This is a genomic window from Mesorhizobium sp. M0772 (genome assembly GCF_040320135.1).
In the GTDB taxonomy this organism is placed as follows: domain Bacteria; phylum Pseudomonadota; class Alphaproteobacteria; order Rhizobiales; family Rhizobiaceae; genus Mesorhizobium.
Genome location: NZ_JAMYPB010000006.1, coordinates 91,594 through 111,817 on the forward strand (window position 1 = coordinate 91,594; position 20,224 = coordinate 111,817).

The 20,224-nt window shown below is 62.6% G+C and carries 22 protein-coding genes; 9 read left to right on the forward strand and 13 right to left on the reverse strand.

Translation table 11 applies throughout. The features are described from left to right. Window positions 1-144 precede the first annotated feature (144 nt). The 6 genes from NKI06_RS05980 (at window position 145) to NKI06_RS06005 (ending at window position 7,332) form a co-directional block, all read left to right on the forward strand. Window positions 145-2,706 carry a GcvT family protein gene (locus tag NKI06_RS05980; protein ID WP_352984457.1) on the forward strand — a complete coding sequence of 854 codons (2,562 nt, stop codon included), beginning with the start codon at window positions 145-147 and terminating at the stop codon, window positions 2,704-2,706. Between the two features lie 138 nt (window positions 2,707-2,844). After that, window positions 2,845-3,669 (forward strand): site-2 protease family protein, encoded by an 825-nt coding sequence (locus NKI06_RS05985; protein ID WP_352543084.1) that lies wholly within the window; start codon window positions 2,845-2,847, stop codon window positions 3,667-3,669. A gap of 94 nt (window positions 3,670-3,763) precedes the next feature. Further along, window positions 3,764-4,609 (forward strand): DUF1194 domain-containing protein, encoded by an 846-nt coding sequence (locus NKI06_RS05990; RefSeq protein WP_023691008.1) that lies wholly within the window; start codon window positions 3,764-3,766, stop codon window positions 4,607-4,609. A gap of 99 nt (window positions 4,610-4,708) precedes the next feature. Beyond that, entirely contained in the window at window positions 4,709-5,659 is a 951-nt protein-coding gene (locus tag NKI06_RS05995; RefSeq protein WP_023670382.1) for an ABC transporter substrate-binding protein, read from the forward strand. Window positions 5,660-5,764: 105 nt separating this feature from the next. Continuing rightward, window positions 5,765-6,538, forward strand: a complete 774-nt coding sequence (locus tag NKI06_RS06000) for an ABC transporter permease (protein WP_352497857.1) — start codon at window positions 5,765-5,767, stop codon at window positions 6,536-6,538. Next, complete coding sequence (locus tag NKI06_RS06005) at window positions 6,535-7,332, forward strand: ABC transporter ATP-binding protein (protein WP_023823080.1); 798 nt, start codon at window positions 6,535-6,537, stop codon at window positions 7,330-7,332. The genes NKI06_RS06000 and NKI06_RS06005 overlap by 4 nt, the downstream gene beginning before the upstream one ends. 13 nt (window positions 7,333-7,345) lie before the next feature. Here NKI06_RS06005 and NKI06_RS06010 read toward each other — a convergent pair whose 3' ends face one another. From NKI06_RS06010 to NKI06_RS06020, 3 genes are all read right to left on the reverse strand, one after another. Continuing rightward, a complete protein-coding gene (locus NKI06_RS06010; RefSeq protein WP_348524244.1) occupies window positions 7,346-8,284 on the reverse strand; it encodes a GlxA family transcriptional regulator in 939 nt (312 codons plus the stop codon). Window positions 8,285-8,633: 349 nt separating this feature from the next. Further along, on the reverse strand, window positions 8,634-8,768 hold the full coding sequence (locus NKI06_RS06015) for a hypothetical protein (RefSeq protein ID WP_023681787.1): 135 nt from the start codon (window positions 8,766-8,768) through the stop codon (window positions 8,634-8,636). A 363-nt stretch (window positions 8,769-9,131) separates the two neighbouring features. Continuing rightward, complete coding sequence (locus NKI06_RS06020) at window positions 9,132-9,317, reverse strand: hypothetical protein (RefSeq protein ID WP_023681786.1); 186 nt, start codon at window positions 9,315-9,317, stop codon at window positions 9,132-9,134. 202 nt (window positions 9,318-9,519) lie between these two features. Here NKI06_RS06020 and NKI06_RS06025 point away from each other — a divergent pair, with 202 nt between their 5' ends. After that, entirely contained in the window at window positions 9,520-10,419 is a 900-nt protein-coding gene (locus tag NKI06_RS06025) for a LysR substrate-binding domain-containing protein (protein WP_023670389.1), read from the forward strand. 125 nt (window positions 10,420-10,544) lie between these two features. Here the strand turns inward: NKI06_RS06025 and NKI06_RS06030 are convergent, their stop codons facing one another. From NKI06_RS06030 to NKI06_RS06070, 9 genes are all read right to left on the reverse strand, one after another. Continuing rightward, complete coding sequence (locus NKI06_RS06030) at window positions 10,545-11,510, reverse strand: alpha/beta hydrolase (RefSeq protein ID WP_352763509.1); 966 nt, start codon at window positions 11,508-11,510, stop codon at window positions 10,545-10,547. A gap of 250 nt (window positions 11,511-11,760) precedes the next feature. Then, a complete protein-coding gene (locus NKI06_RS06035; RefSeq protein WP_352984459.1) occupies window positions 11,761-11,928 on the reverse strand; it encodes a hypothetical protein in 168 nt (55 codons plus the stop codon). A gap of 186 nt (window positions 11,929-12,114) precedes the next feature. Then, a complete protein-coding gene (locus NKI06_RS06040; RefSeq protein WP_352984461.1) occupies window positions 12,115-14,244 on the reverse strand; it encodes an ASKHA domain-containing protein in 2,130 nt (709 codons plus the stop codon). After that, window positions 14,195-15,169 carry a methyltetrahydrofolate cobalamin methyltransferase gene (locus NKI06_RS06045; protein WP_023670394.1) on the reverse strand — a complete coding sequence of 325 codons (975 nt, stop codon included), beginning with the start codon at window positions 15,167-15,169 and terminating at the stop codon, window positions 14,195-14,197. Before NKI06_RS06045 ends, NKI06_RS06040 begins: the two co-directional genes overlap by 50 nt. 80 nt (window positions 15,170-15,249) lie before the next feature. Beyond that, window positions 15,250-16,341 (reverse strand): methylenetetrahydrofolate reductase, encoded by a 1,092-nt coding sequence (locus NKI06_RS06050; RefSeq protein WP_023681780.1) that lies wholly within the window; start codon window positions 16,339-16,341, stop codon window positions 15,250-15,252. Further along, entirely contained in the window at window positions 16,338-16,961 is a 624-nt protein-coding gene (locus NKI06_RS06055; RefSeq protein ID WP_352984463.1) for a methylenetetrahydrofolate reductase C-terminal domain-containing protein, read from the reverse strand. Before NKI06_RS06055 ends, NKI06_RS06050 begins: the two co-directional genes overlap by 4 nt. After that, window positions 16,954-17,256 (reverse strand): virulence factor, encoded by a 303-nt coding sequence (locus tag NKI06_RS06060; protein ID WP_023670397.1) that lies wholly within the window; start codon window positions 17,254-17,256, stop codon window positions 16,954-16,956. Before NKI06_RS06060 ends, NKI06_RS06055 begins: the two co-directional genes overlap by 8 nt. Before the next feature lie 188 nt (window positions 17,257-17,444). Beyond that, complete coding sequence (locus tag NKI06_RS06065) at window positions 17,445-18,227, reverse strand: formyl transferase (protein WP_352984465.1); 783 nt, start codon at window positions 18,225-18,227, stop codon at window positions 17,445-17,447. A gap of 110 nt (window positions 18,228-18,337) precedes the next feature. Further along, window positions 18,338-18,913: a DUF4893 domain-containing protein gene (locus NKI06_RS06070; protein WP_352984467.1), complete on the reverse strand. Its 576-nt coding sequence runs from the start codon at window positions 18,911-18,913 to the stop codon at window positions 18,338-18,340. Window positions 18,914-18,924: 11 nt separating this feature from the next. Here NKI06_RS06070 and NKI06_RS06075 point away from each other — a divergent pair, with 11 nt between their 5' ends. Beyond that, a complete protein-coding gene (locus NKI06_RS06075; RefSeq protein WP_352984468.1) occupies window positions 18,925-19,146 on the forward strand; it encodes a hypothetical protein in 222 nt (73 codons plus the stop codon). A gap of 11 nt (window positions 19,147-19,157) precedes the next feature. After that, entirely contained in the window at window positions 19,158-19,562 is a 405-nt protein-coding gene (locus tag NKI06_RS06080; RefSeq protein ID WP_023830541.1) for a hypothetical protein, read from the forward strand. 15 nt (window positions 19,563-19,577) lie between these two features. Here NKI06_RS06080 and NKI06_RS06085 read toward each other — a convergent pair whose 3' ends face one another. Continuing rightward, the gene (locus NKI06_RS06085) at window positions 19,578-20,219 is read right to left on the reverse strand and encodes a DUF1638 domain-containing protein (RefSeq protein WP_023733763.1); all 642 of its coding nucleotides are present in this window, start codon (window positions 20,217-20,219) and stop codon (window positions 19,578-19,580) included. Window positions 20,220-20,224 lie beyond the last annotated feature (5 nt).

Below are 20,224 nucleotides of genomic sequence, written 5' to 3' on the forward strand. Positions count from 1 at the left end.
CACTGGCGGCACGCCGGCGCGCCGGGTCGCGTCGCATCTGCGACGTGTCGCAAACAGGCGGTAGCTCCATCCACGTCCTCTGCATATTGTGCGCCATTCGAACGGGCGCGGACACGCCCGCTTTATCCCCTTGGAGTCGCGGCAATGGCAGAGTTTCCGAAACAGGCGAAGGTCGTCATCGTCGGCCTGGGTGGCATTGTCGGCGCGTCGATCGCCCATCATCTGATCGAACGCGGCTGGACCGACATTGTCGGCATCGACAAGTCGGGCATCCCGACCGACATCGGCTCGACGGCGCATGCCTCGGACTTCTGCTACACCACCAGCCACGACTTCTTGTCCTGCTGGACGACGCTCTACTCGATCGATTTCTACGAAAAGATGGGCCATTATGCCCGCATCGGCGGCCTCGAAGTGGCGCGCGTCGGCGACGACAGCCGCATGGACGAGATCAAGCGCAAGATCGCCTCGGCCAAATCCTTCGGCACCCGCGCCCGGCTGATCGAACCGGCCGAGATCAAGGAAAAATTCCCGCTGATCGAAGAGTCCATGGTGCAGGGCGGCCTGTGGGATCCGGACGCCGGCCTGGTCATCCCGCGCTCGCAGACCGTCGCCGGCAAGCTGGTCGACCAGGCGGAAGCTACGGGGAAACTCAAATCCTTCGCCAACACGCCCGCCAAATCTCTCATCGTCGAGGAAGGCCGCATCAAGGGCGTCGTTACCGACCGCGGCACGATCATGGCCGATTATGTCATCGTCTGCGCCGGCATCTGGGGCCGGCTGATCGCCGAGATGGTCGGCGAGGACCTGCCGGTCATGCCGATCGACCATCCGCTGACCTTCTTCGGTCCCTACAATGAGTTTGCCGGCACGGGCAAGGAGATCGGCTGGCCGCTGCTGCGCGACCAGGGTAATTCGGCCTATATGCGCGACACCGGCGACCCCAGGACCGCCGAGGGTGGGCAGATCGAATGGGGTTATTACGAAGAGACCAATCCGCGCCTCTGCCATCCGCGCGATTTGCTGGAAAAGGATCAGGCGCGGCTGTCACCGTCGCAGCGCGATCTCGACATGGAGCAGATCCTGGCGCCGCTTGAGCGCGCCATGGAGCTGACGCCGATCCTGGGCGAACTCGGCTACAATGAAAGCCATTCCTTCAACGGCCTGTTGCAGGTGACCCCCGATGGCGGCCCGTCCATGGGCGAGAGCCAGAAGGTGAGGGGCCTCTGGTACGCCGTCGCCATCTGGGTCAAGGACGGCCCCGGCATGGGCAAGCTGATCGCCGACTGGATGACGGACGGCCGCACGGAAATCGACCATCACGCCATCGACTATGCGCGCTTCTATCCGCACCAGACGAAAGAGCAGTTCATCTGGGATCGTTGCACCGAGACGGCGATGAAGGTCTACAATCCGGCGGTGCATCCGCGCGAGCCGTTCTCCAAAGGTCGCAACATCCGCCGCTCGCCGTTCTGGGAGCGCGAGAAGGAGCTTGGCGGTTACTTCATGGAGCTGGGCGGTTGGGAGCGCGCGCATGGCTATGCCGCCAACGAGCATCTGCTGGAGAAGTATGGCAACCGGGTTCCCGTACGTGAGAACGAATGGGACAACCGCCATTTCTGGCGGGTGTCCAATGCCGAGCACCTGGCGATGAGCGAGGATTGCGGCATCGTCAACCTCTCGCATTTCTCGATGTACGACATCGAAGGGCCGGACGATGTCGCGCTGCTGGAGTGGCTGTGCGCGGCCAAGATTGGTGGCGACAACAATATCGGCAAGGGTATCTACACCCACTTCCTCGACGAGGAAGGCATGGTGCGCGCCGACTTCACCGTCATCCGCATGGCCGACCGCTGCCGTCTGATCGACGGCGCCGACGCCGGTCCGCGCGACTTCCGCTACATGCAGCGCACCGCGCAGGACAAAGGCTTTGACGTCACCATCACCGACGTGACGGAAAAATACGTCACCATCGGCATCTGGGGACCGAACGCGCGGGCGACGCTGCAGAAAGTGGTCGAAAATCCGGATGGTCTCTCGCTCGAGAACTTCCCCTTCGCGGCGATCAAGCCGGTCAGGATCGGCGGCAAGGACGTCACCGCCTTCCGCATCTCTTATGTCGGCGAGCAGGGCTGGGAACTGCATATGCGTTACGAAGACGGCCTGGCCGTTTGGGACGCGCTGCGCTCGACCGGGGTCATGCCGTTCGGCGTCGAGACCTATGCCAACACCCGGCGCATGGAAAAGAGCCTGCGCCTGCAGAACGCCGACCTGTTGACCGAGTACAATCTGCTCGAGGCCGACCTTGCCCGACCGAAGGTCAAGGAGAACGATTTCTGCGGCAAGGCAAAACATGTCGAATACCGCGCCCGCGAGCACCAGCCGGCGATCCTGTGCACGCTGGTGATGACCGAGAACGTCGATGCGAAAGGCGTTGCCCGCTATCCCGTCGGCACCATGCCGGTGATGGATCCGAAGACCGGCGAGACGCTGGTCGACGAACTCGGCCGCCGGTCTTTCACCACGTCGATGGCCTATGGCCCGACCATCGGCAAGAACATCGGCCTCGCCTATCTGCCCTGGGCCCATGCCCAGGAAGGCCGCAAGTTCGCCATCGAATATTTCGGCGAGACCTACCCGGTCGAGGTGGCTGCCGTCGGCTACAAGCCGCTCTACGATCCAGAGAATTTGAAGCCGAGGAGTTGAGCGCCGTCGATTTCTCGGCAGCACCGCTCATATTGGTGTGACGCAAAACGAACAGATGAAAGCCCGGCTCCTTGCCGGGCTTTTCTCTTTGTAAGCTGACAATTCTCGCCTACCGTCGCTTCGGGCGGAGTGAAGCACTTGCGGCGATTTGGCTGGGACAGGAAGAGCGATGCGCTGGTGTTCAGCGTGAATGGGAACATCCCCGTTCTCGTCAGCTGGACCTTTGCCATCCCGGTTGTCCTGCCCTTTCTGCACGAGTGGTCGACGCGTCCCAAAACCGCGCTGATCCACACATCGATCTTTGCCGCACTGTTTTTCGTATCGGTGTTCCTGCACGAACTGGCGCACACATGGGTTGCCCACCGGCAAGGCATCGGCACCAACAGGATTGAGCTTTATCTGTTTGGCGGGGTTGCCTACTTCAAGCGCGGCGCCACGTCGTCCTATGGTTGGGCGTGGATTGCGTTTGCCGGATCCCTGACCAACATCCTGTTGGCGGCGTTTTTCGCTGCTTCCTATTATCTGATCGCCAAACCTTTGGCCCCTGTCGAATCGGACAGCTTGTTCAGTGCGCCGCCTCCAATGCCGATGACTTATCTTGCGTGGACGCTATGGATCGGCGCCATGTTGAATGGGGTACTCGCCGTCCTCAACATTCTACCGGCATACCCTCTGGATGGTGGGGTGATCGCGCGGCATCTGCTTGCGCGGCGCTTCGGCGAGGGGCGGGCGGCGCGTATCGTCGGCTTCTGCGGTGTCGTGCTGTCGGTATTGCGTTTCGCCGTGATCCTGCCCGCCGCGATAGCAGGCATCCTGTTGTGGCTGCCGCCATCATTCAAGCCGAACTGGAGGGCGCTTCGTGGCACCGGCAGAAAGAAGTCCCGTCCAAACCCGGAAGCGGCGAAGGCCGGAGCCGACGACGTGGAATGGCGCGGCAAAGGTGGGCGACCCATCAACAAATGAGGCCGAACCGCGCCGCCGTTTCGGGGTTAGATGTAGAAGCCCTCAGTCCCGGCTTTTTGCTTTGTCAGCAGCCGGTTTTCGCTTACCTTCGGGTATGTCTGCTTTTTCTTGCGCACGACATTTCCTTTCAGGCAGCGCCGCGCTGGCGCTGGGGCTCTGGCTGGTGCCGCCGGTTCAAGCCGCCGAGCCGGTCGACGTCGAGCTGGTGCTGGCCGTCGACGTGTCGCTGTCGATGTCGCCGGGCGAACTTGAAATCCAGCGTCACGGCTATGCTGCTGCGCTGACGCACGACAATGTTCTGCAGGCCATCGCCGATGGCGCCTACGGCAAGGTCGCCGTCACCTATGTCGAATGGGCGGGAGCGACCACGCAGCAGGTCGTCGTGCCGTGGACGGTGATCGCCAGCCGGGCCGATGCCGAGCGGGTGGCCGCGCAGCTTTCCGCCCATCCGCCGGCCAGCGCCCGGCGCACCTCGATTTCCGGCGCGCTGGAATTCGGCAGCGATCTGTTCGCCGAAAGCGGTTTTCAGGGGACAAAGCGCGTCATCGATATTTCCGGCGACGGGCCCAACAACCAGGGCGCGCCCGTCGACATCACCCGCGACGCGGTGGTCAAGCAAGGCATCATCATCAACGGCCTGCCGCTGATGACGCGCGGCGGGTTCGGCGGCGCCTATGACGTCAACAATCTCGACCGCTACTACAGCGACTGCGTCATCGGCGGTCCCGGATCCTTCATGATCCCGGTCAATGACTGGACGCAGTTTCCCGAAGCCATCCGCCGCAAGCTGGTGCTGGAGCTGGCCGGCGCCGCTTCGCCGCAACGGGCGCGCGAGGAGGCCGGGCATCCGCCGGTGGTGCTGGCGCAGGACCGGCCGACCGACTGCCAGGTCGGCGAAAAGATGTGGCGCGACCGCAGCTGGATGTTTGATGCGCGTTAGCGTGCGCATCATCACGCTGCCGTGAAGGGCCGGTTTCATTGACAAGCCCATGGGCGTCTGTGACACAATTCGGCATCCGAAAAAACAAGGGGAACCGACATGAACAAGACCATCGTCGCTGCCGCGGTATTGGCGCTTGCGGCTGCAATATCCGTGCCGGCCGAGGCTGCCACATCGGTCACCATCGGCATCAGCGGATGGACCGGCTTTGCGCCGCTGACGCTCGCAAAGCAGGCCGGCATCTTCGAGAAGCATGGCCTCGACGTGACCCTGAAGAAGGTGCCGCAGGCCAGCCGGCCGCTCGCCATCGCCAGCGGCGATCTGCAATGCGCCGCCACCACGGTCGAGACCTGGCTGGTGTGGAACGCCAGCGGCGTCACCACCAAGCAGATCTTCCAGCTCGACAAATCCTATGGCGCCGACGGCATTGTCGTGCGCAACGACATCAAGACCGTCGCCGACCTCAAGGGCAAGAATGTCGCGTCCTCGGCGCCGGGCACGTCGCCCTATTTCATGCTGGCCTGGGTGCTGAACAAGAACGGCCTGTCGACCAAGGATGTGACCGTCGTCAACCTGGAACCGGATGCGGCGGCGCAAGCCTTCCTCGCCGGCCAGAACGATGCGGCGGTCACCTATGAGCCGTTCATCTCGGCGGTGCGCGACAAGTCCGATCAGGGCCACATATTGGCGACCACGCTCGACTACCCGATGGTGCTCGACACGGTCGGCTGCACGCCTGAATTCCTCACCGCCAACCCCGACGCCGCCAAGGCGTTGGCCGACAGCTATTTCGAAGCGCTCGACCTGATCAAGAGCGATCCGCAGAGATCCTACGAGATCATGGGCGCCGACGTGAAGCAGTCTGCGAAAGAATTCGAGGATTCGGCGAAATACCTGAAATGGGCCGACAAGGCGGAGAACAAGCAGTTCTTCACCAAGGAATTCCAGGACTTTTCCAAGACCGCCGGCGAGCTTCTGCTGCAGATGGGGTTGATCAAGGAAGCGCCAGATGTTGCAGCGCTTGCCGATACCAGCGCGGTGGCGAACTGATAGTCCGGCCTTTGACCATCATGCGGCGGTGCCAGCGCGCCGCCGCTTTCTACCGGGCAACGCGACTGAGCATGGGGACGATCTGACGATGCGGACGATCTGAAGATGCGCCCCTTGCATCCGGTGTCGCCGGGCATTCGAACCGTGCTTGGCATTTCCTTCTTCGTGCTGTTCGTCGCCTTCTGGGCGTGGATCACGCTTGGCGGCCACGTCAACCGCATCTTCCTCGCCGATCCGCTGTCAATGCTGCGGGATGGCTGGCGGCTGCTGGTCGAGGATCGCTTCTGGCTCGACATATTGATCACCATCTGGCGGGTCTTCGGCGGGTTCCTGCTGGCGTCGATCGTCGCCGTGCCGATCGGCATCGCCATGGGCGCCTGGAAGCCAATAGAGGCGTTTCTGGAACCGTTCGTCTCCTTCGCCCGCTACCTCCCGGCTTCGGCCTTCATTCCGCTGCTCATCCTGTGGGCCGGCATTGGCGAGCTGGAAAAGCTGCTGGTCATCTTCGTCGGCTCGGTGTTCCAGATCATCCTGATCGTCGCGGTCAAGGTCGGCGCGACGCGGCGCGACCTGGTCGAGGCGGCCTATACGCTGGGCTCGACCAACAATGGCATCGTCAAACGGGTCATCATGCCGGCCAATGCGCCCGAGATTGCCGAGACGCTGCGGCTGGTGCTCGGCTGGGCCTGGACCTATGTCATCGTCGCCGAGCTGATCGGTTCGTCCTCAGGCATCGGCTACATGATCATCAACAGCCAGTCGCGGCTGGCGACAGGGCAGATCATCTTCGGCATCATCGTCATCGGGCTGATCGGATTGTTGTCCGACTTCGCCTTCAAGGCGTTCAATCGCTGGCTCTTCCCCTGGAGCCTGGCATGAGCAAGTTGCTTATCGAAGGCGTCTCGCGAACCTTCGCCGGCGTGCGTGGCGGGCAGCCGGTCAAGGCGCTGATGCCGGTCGACCTTGCGGTCGCCGCCAACGACTTCATCACCATTCTGGGGCCGTCCGGCTGCGGAAAGTCGACGCTGCTCAGGATCGTTGCCGGACTGGAAGGGCCGAGCGAAGGCCGTGTGCTGCTCGACGGCAAGGCGGTGACGCGGCCGGGACCGGATCGCGGCATGGTGTTCCAGTCCTACACGCTGTTTCCCTGGCTGACGGTGGCGCAGAATATCGCCTTCGGCCTGCGCGAACGCGGCATGGCCGAAAAGGAGCGAGACGGGATCGTCGCTTCCTATGTCGACCTCGTCGGGCTCAAGGGCTTCGAGAACCATTGGCCAAAGCAGCTGTCCGGCGGCATGCAGCAGCGCACGGCGATCGCCCGGGCGCTGGCCAACGACCCCGAAATCCTGTTGCTGGACGAGCCGTTCGGTGCGCTCGACAACCAGACCCGTGGGCTGATGCAGGAGCTGCTGCTCGGCATCTGGGAACGGCGCAAGAAGACGGTGCTGTTCGTCACCCACGACATCGAGGAGGCGATCTTCATGGCCTCGCGGGTGATCGTGATGAGCGCGCGGCCAGGCCGCATCAAGTCGGATGTCGCCATCGACCTGCCGCATCCACGCCACTACACGCTGAAGACCAGCCCGGAGTTCTCAGGCCTGAAGGCGCGGCTGACCGAGGATATCCGCGTCGAGGCGATGCGCACAGTACAGGCGCAGCCCGCCGAAGCCTGAGTGCGTTTTCGGATCAGGCCGCCAGCAATTGCTTGCGGTCGACGCGCTCCTGCTGCGGCGAGCGGGCATAGAGCTCGCGGTAGCATTTGGAGAAATGCGACGCCGAGACGAAGCCGCAGGCGACTGCTACCTCGACCACCGGCATCGACGACTGGATCAAAAGGTGTCGCGCGCGGTCGAGGCGGATTTCCAGGTAGTAGCGGGCAGGGGACCTGCCCATCTCGGTGCGGAACAGCCGCTCGATCTGGCGGCGCGACAGGTCGACATGGTCGGCGATTTCGATCAGCGACAGCGGCTCGGAGAGGTTGCCTTCCATCAGTTCGATGATGGTCAGCACCTTGGAATTCTGCACGCCGAGGCGGGCGCGCAGCGGCAGGCGCTGGCGGTCGGTGGGGCTGCGCACGCGGTCGGTCAGCACCTGCTCGCACACGCGGTTGACCAGATTGTCGTCGAAATCGTCGCCGATCAGCTTGAGCATCATGTCGAGGGCGGCGGTGCCGCCGGCGCAGGTGTAGATGTTCTGGTCGATCTCGAAGAGGTCGGCAAAGACGTTGGCCTTGGGAAAGGCCTCGGAAAAGCCCGGCAGGTTTTCCCAATGGATGGCGCAGCGCTTGTTGGAGAGCAGGCCGGCGGCGGCAAGGATATGCGCGCCGGTGCACAGGCCGCCGACGGCGACGCCTCTGTTGTATTCCTCGCGCAGCCAGGCGAAGGCCGACCTGTTCTGGTAGCGCTCGACATTCATGCCGCTGCAGACGATGGCCATGTTCGGCCGATCCGGCCCGGCCATTTTCTTGCGCTCTTCCTCGAGCGAGGTGTTGACGGCGCATTCGACGCCGTTGGAGGCGCGCACCGGCTTGCCGTCGATGCTGGCGAGGCGCCAGCGATAGGCCTCATAGCCGAGCATGCGGTTGGCCGAGCGCAGCGGGTCGAGCGCCGTCGCAAAGGCGATCATGGTGAAGTCCGGGACAAGGAAGAATACAAACGATCGCTTGATCGGATGCTTTACGGCGTTCAAGGGAACCTCACGCGGCCATGGCGCGAACAGGATGTCGCGAACAGCACAGCGACATCAGGAAAAACCATTCCTGTCAATTGGCTAGGGGGCTAAGCGGAAACTATATTTGCGACATGGGTCGCAAATGAGCAATCGTCCGGGATGACAGGCACGGGCTGCCGACGGATTGGGCATGGTGGCGGCGGCATAGGTGCCAAAAATGAGAAACGCCGCTTCGGTCAAGCCGAAGCGGCGCTGATATCGACTATCGGCAGCGGCAGGGAAGCGCTGAGCGCTAGCCGTTATCTCAGGCAACGAAACCGAGGCGCACCGCATTCATGGCACCGGTCTGGCCGGGCATGGTATTGGCAAGGCGCTGGCGCTCGAGAGCGGTCGTCAGGTTCATTTCGCGGCGGGCAAAGAGGCGGGCAAAAAGCTTCATCATCATCTCCTATCGGTTGCTCAGACGGGTCGCCTTCGCTTGATGGAGTGGGGCAGCTCGTTTGCTGACGGTGATATAGGCCTGCGTGGGCAGAAACTAAATCGCAAATGCGAAGCGCTTGAATGGAAATGCGACATCGTTTGCGACATTATTGGGCATGGTGCCCAAAATTTGCGATTACTTACAGTGTGTTACCGGCGACATTGAGGCGCCATGCAAGTGACGCATATGCGCCATGCAGCGGCGACACGGCTCTGAAAATCATTTGAGTGCAAATAAGTTGGAGAAAGCCTGCAGGGCGAATAGAGAAGGCCTGCCGGGCTGGTCTGCGCGGCAGGCCTTCAGCACAAGGTACACAATGGTTTACTTTGCTCCAGCCCAGGATCCGACGCCGTGGCGTGCACCGGTCTTGGTGTCGGCAGCTTCAGGCCAGCCGATATCCTTCTGCAGTTCGATCGGTAGCGAGCGGATCGCACGTTCGGTCTGGAAGCGGGCGCGGGCCGCGCTCAATTCGGTCGCAAGCCGACCGATGGATGACAGGATAGACATTTCATTCTCCTTTGGTTGTGGCACGTCCCGCATGAACGCGTTCCGTCGCCTGGATATTCCGCATCGAGTGCAATTCCGTGTCAGGAGCGTTGGAGCCATGGCACGTCCTGCCTTCGATGGAGTTGACTATCCTCCCAATCTGATGTTCAATCAAACGAAATGGAATGATGCTTCACATCAGAAAAATTGAAGGTCGATCCCGATGAACGCCCCACTCAATCATCCGCTGCCGCTGCTCGATCTCGACGTTTTGCGCACCTTCGTGGCCATTGCCGAGACCGGCAGTTTCACCACGGCGGCCAATGCGGTGTTCCGCACGCCGTCGGCGGTCTCCATGCAGATCAAGAAGCTCGAGGACATTCTCGGGCGCTCTGTCTTCGCGCGGGATGCGCGCTCGGTGACGCTGACCACGGATGGCGAGATGCTGCTCGGTTATGCCCGCCGGCTGTTGTCGATCAACCGCGAGGTGGTGTCGAAGTTCATCATCCCCGAGATCGTCGGCGTGGTGCGGCTCGGCTCGCCGGACGACTATGGCGAGCGCGTGTTGCCGCATGTGCTGAAGCGTTTCGCGCAGTCGCATCCGTCGATTGCCGTCGACGTCACCATCGACCAGAGCAGCAATCTGCGCCGCCGCATGGACGACCGGGCGCTCGACATCACGCTGCTGACCAATTCCTACAAGACCAGCGCACTCGGCGCCGAGGTGCTGCTCACCGAGCCGATCGTCTGGGCCGGCGCCAAGGGCGGCAGCGCGCATCTGCGCGAGCCTTTGCCGGTGTCGCTGTGGGAAGAGGGTTGCGCCTGGCGGGCCGGCGCGCTCGATGCGCTGAGCCGTGAAGGCCGCAATTACCGCATCGCCTATATGAGCGCCCACACGGCCGGCCAGCGCGCCGCCATCATGTCGGATCTCGCGGTTGCACCGTTGCCGAAGTCGTTCCTGGGCAACGACATGGTCGAGCTTTGCCCGAAGGACGGCATGCCCGATATCGGCACCTACAATCTGGCGATGGTGGTGTCGCCGGACGCCAGCGCGCCGGTCAAGGCCGTCGCCGACCATATCCGTGCGACGTTCGAGCTTTTCCGCGAAACCGGCAAGTTCTAGAGCGGTTCACCGTTTCACGGAAACGGCGAGCCGCTCTAACTCCTTGTTTTGACGCAATTCCCAAGGGAAAGCGCTACACGCATTTCCCGGGAAAACCGTTTTACACTTTTCCTGGAATTGCTCTGCTATTCCGCTGCTTGGGCGGGGCGCGCCGCGAGAGCGGGTCGCGCCGTGCGCCGCGCAGTTGCGCGCCGCTTGGTGGGCTCACCTTCAAGGAAGGCGACGATGCTGTCCCTGGCGCGACGCGCCTCCGGCATCTCGATCAGCGGCCAGACGTGGAACATGCCTTCCTCATAGACGACGTCGATATCGACGCCGGCAGCGCGTGCCTTTTTGGCGAAGATCAGATTGTCGGGGCTGAGCAGGTCGTGCGAGCCGGTCAGAAGCAGGGTCTGCGGCAGCACCGAGAGGTCGCCATAGAGCGGACTGATATGCCAGTCCCTGCGATCGATGCCGGCACTGTACATGCGGATCGCTTCCAGCCCGCCGGAAATGCCGAGCCACGGATCGTTGCGTTCCGCCTCGAACACTTCGGGGTTGGACAGCGACATGTCGAGGCCGGGTGAAATCAGCACGTGGCGCGACGGCAAGGGCAGGCCTTCCTCAGCCGCCATCATGGTCAGCACGACGGCCATGTTGCCGCCCGCGGAATCGCCCATGAAGACGATGTCTTCGGCGTCCGTCTCATCCAGCATCTGCCGGTAGACGTCGCCGACCATGCCGAACATGGCGTGGAAATCATGCTCCGGCGCAATGGGATAGATCGGCACGGTGATACCGAAACCCAAGCGCTCGGCCATCTCGGCGATCAACCCCCAATGATAGGATGTGATCTGGAAGACATAGGCGCCGCCATGCATGTAGAGGATGCGCCTGCGTTCGCCCGCCTTCGGCGCGATCTCGTAGACGGGAAAGCCATCGACGCTGCGCTCGGTGATATCGAGCCGCTCCCGCAGCAATGCCGGGGGATGATGATCCTCGGTCTTGCGGGCATAGGCGATCCAGCGCTGCAGGTTTTCCGGGCTGGCAAATGCCTTCTTGCGGCTGTGCCGGAGGATGAAGGAAACGAGGTGGCTTTTGAAACTGGGCATTCGAATACACAAGCTCGGCAGCAGCCGACTAGAAGAATTCCCCACTATCTCGAAGATCGTACCTCCAGCCGAAATGTCAAGATTCTGGCCCAAGCCAACACGGTTGTTTGATCAGCCACGTCCGCGGCTCTGCGCAGCGCGGCTCAGCGCCGGGGCAGCAGCGCGGCGCGCAGCTTGATGTCGGTCGCAGCCGGGACCATGCGGCGGCCCCGGCGCTTGGTCAGCGATTTGCACTTGTCGGCGAAGGTCATCAGCGGCTCGAGCCCAGGATCAGACGCGACAGGTTGGTCTGGGCGTCGATGCGCGGCGACACGGGCCAGCCGATGTCCTTCTGGATTTCGGGTGGCAGGTTGTTCATGGCGCGCACGGCCTGTGCATTCTTCATGGCCGCACGAAAACGGCCGAGGGTCTCGAACATCTCTATTCTCCTTTGGAGCGTTGTGGCGGCGGAATAGTCCGGTCCGCCATTCGATGTCCGGTAAATGCTTCACGTCTGTATCGGACGTATTGCGCCAAAACAGCGCTTCGGTTTCCAGATCGGTGCGATCTGGAAACATTTGCACGCAAACGAAAGTCAAAGAATTCGCCGGCCTTGGCTGCCGGCCTATTCCCGGCTGCGCCTTGCCGCGTGGCCTTCGCGCGAACGCCGTCGCGGGGCGGCGTCGCCGGCGACGCCATCCTCGCTGACGGTCTTGCGTGGCGGCAATTTCACCGCCGCCGACAGTTTCGGGAACGGATCGACCTTGTTGGGAAGCGCCATGGCGTAGACGAAATGCTCCTGGAATTTCGGCTCCAATGCGGTCTCGATCTTCTCGATGTGGCTGACCGTGTCCTCGATCTCGCGGCGATAGCCGCGGTTGAGCAGCGCCATCCGCGCGCCGGCACCGGCGGCGTTACCGACGGCCGATACCTTGTCGAGGTCGCAGTCCGGGATCAGCCCAAGCACCATCGCGTATTTCGGATCGATGAACGAGCCGAAGGCGCCGGCGAAATGGATGCGGTCGACGTGTTCGGTGTTCTGCTTTTCCATCAGAAGCTTGGTGCCGGCATAGAGCGCCGCCTTGGCAAGCTGGATGGCGCGCACGTCGGTCTGCGTGATGGTGATCTTGGGTTCGCCTTCCTTCAAGACATAAGAGAAGGTGCGGCCGTTGACCGTGACGCGCGGCGACCGCTCGGCCAGCGATCCGTCGATGACGCCATCCTCGGAGATGATGCCGGCGAGGTACATTTCGGCCACGATCTCGATGATGCCGGAGCCGCAGATGCCGGTGACGCCGGTCGCCTGCACGCTATCGACGAAGCCGGGATCGTCGGACCAGAGTTCAGAGCCGATGACGCGGTATTTCGGCTCCAGCGTATCGGGGTCGATGCGCACGCGCTCGATTGCGCCGGGGGCGGCGCGTTGGCCGCCGGAGATTTCGGCGCCCTCGAAGGCGGGACCGGTGGGCGAGGAGGCTGCGACCACCCGCTTGCGGTTGCCAAGCACGATCTCGGCATTGGTGCCGACGTCGACGATCAGCATCATCTCGTCCTGGCGATGCGGGCCTTCCGACAGCGTCACGGCTGCGGCGTCGGCGCCGACATGGCCGGCGATGCAGGGCAGCATATAGAGGCGCGCGCCCTGGTTGAGCTTCAGGCCGATGTCGGAGGCCTTGATGCGCACCGCGCCCGAGACGGCGAGCGCGAAGGGCGCGCCGCCGAGTTCGGTCGGATCGATGCCGAGGAACAGATGGTGCATGATCGGATTGCCGACAAAGACGCTGTCCAGAATGTCGTTGCGCTGGACGTTGCCTTCGGCGCAGACCTTGTCGACGAGGCCCGAGATCGCCTCGCGCACGGCGACCGTCATGCCTTCGCGGCCATCCGGGTTCATCATCACATAGGAGACGCGGCTCATCAGATCCTCGCCGAAGCGGATCTGCGGGTTGGAGGTGCCTGACGAGGCGGCGACGCGGCCCGACAGCAACGACACCAGATGCATGGCGATGGTGGTCGAGCCGATATCGCAGGCCAGGCCATAGGCCTCGTTCTTGAGGCCGGGCCACAGTGCGATCACGCGGGCGATGTCGCTTTCGGCATCCTTGTGGATGGCGGCGGTCGCGGTCCAGTTACCTTTGCGCAGTATGCCTTGCACCTGCGGCATCAGGTAGAAATCGAATTCGAGGTTTTTAAAGCCCCAATCCTTCATCAAGGCGATCTTGAGGCGGTCGAGATCGCCCAGCGGCTTGTGCATGTCGGGCTCTTCGATCTCGACATAGCACATGCGGATTGCCGCATCGCGGGCGATGACGCGCGTGTCGGCATCCTTGCGGATGGTCTGGGCGTTGATGACCGTGTCCTGCGGCACGTCGATGACGAGGTCGCCGAGAATCTGCGCCGAGCAGGACAGGCGGCGCCGCTCGGGCAGGCCGCGGACGCGCTCATAGCGCTCTTCCTTGGCGCCCTTGGGCGAGATGTGGTCGTTGGACGAGACGATCTTGTGCTTGGCGAAATTGCCTTCCTGCACTTCGATCTGGCAGCGACCGCAGGTGGCGCGGCCACCGCAGACGCTCTCGACATAGACGCCGAGCTGACGCGCGGCATCGAGCACCGGTGTGCCGACGGGAAACCGCCCGCGTTTGCCTGACGGCATGAACAGCACGAGCGGATCAGTAATGTTTGCAGGCGAGTTCACGATTGCGCGCTTATCCCCTGGCCATGCGGGCTTCACGGCCGCCGCGACGGCGACCGCCATTGCCGCCGCCTTCGCCCGGAGCGTTAACGGCGGTGGGCGCTGCGACCGCCTGGCCGCCTTCGGCCGGTTTGTAGTCCTTGTAGGTGCGGATCCAGTTGGTGCAGTTCTCGTCGGTGCCGTTGAGCACATTGGCGCCGCGCACGGCTTCCATTTCCTGCGGGCGCACCGGGTTCATGATAGCGCTCGTCATACCGGCGCCGATCACCATCGGGATGAAGGCAGCGTTGATGCCGTGGCGGTGCGGCAGGCCGAACGAAATGTTGGACAGGCCGCAAGTGGTGTTGACCTTGAGCTCTTCGCGCAGACGGCGCAGCAACGCGAAGACCTGGCGGCCGGCATCGCCGAGCGCGCCGATCGGCATCACCAGCGGGTCAACGACGACGTCATGCGCCGGAATGCCGAAATCGGCGCAGCGCTGCACGATCTTCTTGGCGACGGCGAAGCGCACATCCGGATCCATCGAAATGCCGGTCTCGTCGTTGGAGATCGCGACGACCGGAACATTGTACTTCTTGACCAGCGGCAGGATGGCTTCGAGCTTTTCCTCTTCGCCGGTCACGGAGTTGACCAGCGGGCGGCCCTTGGCGACCTTGAGCGCTGCCTCGATGGCGGCGGTGACCGACGAGTCGATCGACAGCGGCAGGTCGACCAGGCCCTGGACGATCTCCAGCGTCTGCACCAGCAGGCCGGGTTCGGTTTCGTTCGGATTAACGGAGGTGACGCCGGCATTGACGTCGAGCATGGTGGCGCCGCAGGCGGCCTGTTCCAGCGCATCCTTGATGACTGTCTCGAAATTGCCGGCGATCATCTCGGCGGCCAGCTTCTTGCGGCCGGTCGGGTTGATGCGCTCGCCGATGACGCAGAAAGGCTGGTCGAAGCCGATGATGATCTCTCGTGTCGCCGAGGCGACGATGGTCCGGGTCATGAAGTCTCTCCGCCTGATATAAAGATTTCTTTATATCGTTGTCTGGTTTCATTCAAGCGAATGGCTGGCCGTCCGCGCTGTCAGTGCGCGGTCTTCACCATATCCACCTGCGTTTCGGTAATGTCGTCGTGCAGTATGCTCTCGAGCCGGTCGGCGACCATCTGATCGTCGTGGCGGATCTCACGTTTCCACGGCTGGCGGCCTTTCAGCACACCCGATTCATCGACGATCTCGGCGACATATTCCTCCTGGCGGTAGGCCATCACATGGATGCCGGAGACACCAGGAATTTCCTTCACCTCGTTGATGATGTCGGTGCAGAGCTGCTTGCCTTCCTTCTTCTGGTCCTGCGCACCTTCCAGCCGCTTGATGATGGCATCGGGAATATGGATGCCGGGCACGTTGGAGCGGATCCATTTGGCCGTCTTGGCCGAAGCCAGCGGGCCGACGCCGCACAGGATGAAAACTTTTTCCGTATGCCCCAAGTCCCGCGCCCTCTGCATGAAGGTTCTGAACATCGGCACGTCGAAGCAGTATTGCGTCTGCACGAACTGCGCGCCGGCGGCGATCTTTTTGCCGAGATGGATCGGGCGGAAATCGAAGGGTGGCGCGAAGGGGTTGACGGCGGCGCCGAGGAAAATTTGCGGCGGCGTCGTCAACTTGCGGCCGGACAGGAACTTGCCGTTGTCGCGCATAATGCGGCAGGTTTCCAGCAACGACATGGAATCGAGGTCGAAGACAGGCTTGGCGCCGGGCTGGTCGCCGGCCTGGACGCCGTCGCCGGTGAGGCACAGCATGTTGGCGACCCCCATGGCGGCACCGCCCAGCACGTCGCCCTGGATGGCGATGCGGTTCCTGTCGCGGCAGGCGATCTGCATGATCGGCGCGTAGCCCATGCGGGTGAGCAGCGCGCAAATGCCGACCGACGACATGTGGCAGTTGGCGCCGGAGGCATCGACGGCATTGATGGCGTCGACCCAGCCGTCGAAGATTTTCGCCCTGTTGTAGACGTCTTCGGGATCGGCGCTGTCGGGCGGGTTGAGCTCGGTGGTAACGGCGAATTCGCCGCGTCGCAGCACGCGCTCCAGTCGGCCACGCGAGGAGTGGCCGGGCAGGGGATCTAGCGGCAGATGGATGCCGGCCGGGTTTTCATCGCGCTGACGGCCGATCACGCGCCCGCTCCGGTATTGGCTTTGGCCGCTGCTTCACGGGCCGCTGCCGACTGGGCCGTCACCCGCAGCCAGGCCGAGGTTTCGCGCAGCGACTGGTCGACCGGCTTCTGCACGGTCAGGATCCTGTCGCCATGCTCCATGTTCCGCGAGCCTTCCCAGGCCTTGACCCAGACGCAAGGCATATCGGGCTCGACCTCGCAATTGCCGTTGGCGCGCACACCGCCGCAAGGGCCGTTGCGCAGCTTCTTGGGGCAGTTCATCGGGCACGACATGCCGGTCGAGGACAGGATGCACTGGCCGCACATGCGGCAGTCGAACATGAAGCCCTTGACGCGCCTTTCGACAAACTTGATCGGCGCCTCGACGCGCCCATAGCCGAGGCCTTTCCAAAGCGGATGAAGAAGCAGGAACATGTCGGCGAACCTGGAGTAGAACCATTCGAGCAATCGCGAGTGCCGAATGGACCACAGCCTGATGGCAAACGACCGCTGCACGCGCCGCTGCGGCGACACGTCGGCCGGCTTGTAGTCGGATTTCGGCGCTGCTTTCTTGACCTGAGTGGCCTGGGTAACCGGCTGGGTAACCCTTGGCCCCTCTTTGGCAGGAGTGGTTTCAGACATTTTCTTTCCCGCCCGCCTTGACCAGAGCGACCAGCCGCTCGCGGTCGTATTTCGCGTCGATGTCGCTGAATGCCTTCTCGACCTCGGCTTCGAGGTCGTCGCCGACCGGGATCGGATCGGCCTTGCGCCATTCGGCGAGGTAATCGTCGGTGCCGCCGGCGCCGGTGCGCATGGCGCACATATCGATCGCCTCGGTGAAGCGCAGCGGCAGTTCGCGCTTGGCGTTCTGCCGGCCCTTCTTGACGATGACCTGGGCGGGGATGTCGCGCCAATAGACGACAATCAGATCGGCCATGAATTCTCTCACTCCCTGTAGAGCGCCGTGCGTCCATGAGGGAAACGACGTTCCACCACTTTATCCAGCTGGTGTGAGCATTGCCGGATGCGCAGTGGGGCTGCTTGTTATGGGACGACGCGCGCGCATTCAAAAGCGACGCTATTGAGAGTCGCAAAAAGAAAGGCGAGATTCCGAGGGAAGGCTGGCTACCAAACCCGCTTGGTCAGGCCGGTCCAGAGATAGAACCAGATCGTCGGGTGGTACCATTGTTTCGAGGGCAGGCCGGGGTCGATCGTGACAAGCTTGCCGTCCAAGGCACCGCGGACCGCCTCGACGCAGATGTCACGCGAGAACGCCGCCTGGCGCAACGCATAGCTCGAAATAGTGTCGCCGGGCTCCGGCTTGCCGCGCGCCTGTTTCAACACGCCGCCGGTATCGACGCCGGCGTCGACCAGATGCACGGTGGTGCCGAAATTCTGGAGATCGCCGGAGGCCAGCGCCCAGTAGCCGCAATTCATGCCGCGGTATTTGGGCGCGATGCCGGCGTGGTAGTTGAGCACCGGGCAGGGCATTTGCGCCAGCGTCTGCCGGGACAAGAGCCGGCAGCCGGCGAGCAGCACCACGCCCGGGCGGATGTCGGCGATCGCCTGCAGGCAATCGGCTGCGTTGGCGGAGGAGACGTGGATGATCTTTTGTCCCGGCTTCGGCTCGGTCTCAAGCTTCTGATCGGCGATGAGCCGCTCTGCGTGGCCAGCGAAGAAGCGCTTGCCGAGCCTCGTCAACACCATCGTGCCGAGTTGACCGATGGCCGAAAACCAGCCCTGGCGGCTCGCCCGGCCGAGCAGCAATTGTTTTTTGGATTCAGGGCTTTCGAGGATGACGCTGACAGGACCGAACTGGTCGGCGATGGCGTTGACGATGGCCCAGATGTGCGGCCCGCCTTCGGTGACGATGACGATCGCAGCACTTTTTTCAACCGCTGATGCCATGGCGCGCTTTCTTGCCGGCGCGCAACCATTTGCCGTGCGCTGCCCGGCTCAATTCTGTGCCGGGCGAGGTTAAATCTTGATGACCGCCCGGCCAGCGAGAGACCAACGGATCAGCGCTTGAACTCGATGATGTCAAGTTTCGATTCGTAGTAGGGCGCCGGGAATTCGATGCGCCATTCATTGGCGCTGGTGCGGAAGGCATAGCCGACCTGGTCGCTTTCCGGGCCGCTGCCATAGGGTTTTGGCTTGTTGTCATTGACATAGCCGGAGCCGAGATAGATCGCGCGTTTTTCGCTATCGTCGAAGAAACGGCCCTTGGTGCGTTGCGAGCCGCTGACCTTTTCCAGCTGCCAGCCGGAGCCATCGTCCGTGGCCTTGCACTTGAACCAGCCATAGATGACCAGCGGGCCGGTCAGGCCCACCTTGATGGTTCGGCATTGCCAGTTGCCGCTCAGGTCCTTGTCGGAAAAGGCCACTATCGGCTTTGCCAGCAGCGCGTCGAGTTGGCTGACCTCAGCCGGGTCTCCCGCTTTTGCCTCGGCCAGCGCCGCCTTGCGGGTCTCGCCATATTTGTCGAGGCGAACCTTGTCGGCAGGCGTGATGATCTTCTGCACCTCGCCGTCGGCGCGAGCGGGCAAGACGAGGCAGAGGAGGCCAAGGGCGGCGAGCAGGACGCGAGGGGTCATCGGTGGTATCCATGTTGGCGCGGCTGGAGCAGCCGATTCTATCTTCCAGTGCACACTTACCCATTCGCGGCGGCCTGTCATCCGTGCTTAAACAGCGGTATGTTCCGCGGGAGGTGCGCGTGGGGGTTACAATCCATTTTGAGGGACAACTGCGCGGAGAGGAACAATATGTTGCGCTGTTGCAGGAAGTTGAAGCGCTTGCCATCCTCGAGACTGGCGATTTCGGCCGATAGACGAGGCCGAAATGGTTCTCAACCGGGTCATCGACGAACGCAGCGTTGACTATATCGGCCCGGTCTTGGGGATAGAATGCCTGCCGCATCCCAAGTCGGATCGCCTAAGGTTCGAGTTCGACAGGGACCTCTTCATGCAGCAATATTGCAAGACCCAGTTTGCGGGGTCGGAGGCGCATATCGAGATCATCGAGTTGCTTCGCAAAGTTGCTCCTTTTTTCGACAAGTTCGACGTCTTCGATGAAGGCGAGTACTGGGAACTGGGCGACCGCACAATTCTGCAGGTCAATCTCGACACAGTCGACGCTCTGCTTGCAGAGGCTTTGCGCAAGGATCCAACTGCAAGAGGGCCGATCCGGTTAGACAACGGCCGCGTTGTCGATTTCGTGTCGGATCCGCAACCGGAGAGCAAATAATCCGAAGTCGGGCGCCTAACGCAATTCTTCTGGATGTGCCGCCACCCGCGCCAATTCAGCCGTCAGGTCGCCATAGCCGGTCGAGCGGCGCTCATAGGCGAGGCCAAGCATCTTCGCGGCCTTCTCGGCGACCTTGTCGAGTTCCGGATCGTCGGTCTGGGCGATGTAGATCAGCTTCTGGTAGTTGCCGAAATAGTCCTTGATCAGCTCCGGGTGCTTGTCGAGGCCGAGCGGCTTCATGAAGAAGGCGTCGAACTGGCGGCACAGGAAATCGGTCATGTAGAACGACATCATGTCGTCGTCGGCGACCTTCGCATAGGCGTCCATGCCCTGGTAGAAGGCAAAGCAGTGCGGCCCGGCCATGCGCTCGACGCCGTGCTTCTCCAGGACCCGGTCGAGCATGCCGCCGGTACCGCAATCGGCATAGCCGACGAAGATGTTGCTATAGCCTTCCGCCTTGGCCTTTTCGATCGCCTTGTCCATCGCCGGTGCGATGCGGTCGGGGTAGAAATGGAACTCCGCCGGCAGGCAGGTCAGGTCGAGATGGTCGAGCTTGAGCTGCTCCTTGACGGCCAAAACTTCGCGCGCAATCATTCCACAGGCGATGACCAGCAGCCTGTCGTCTTGATTCGGTTTCGTTTTTTGCATTCTGGCCATGGAAC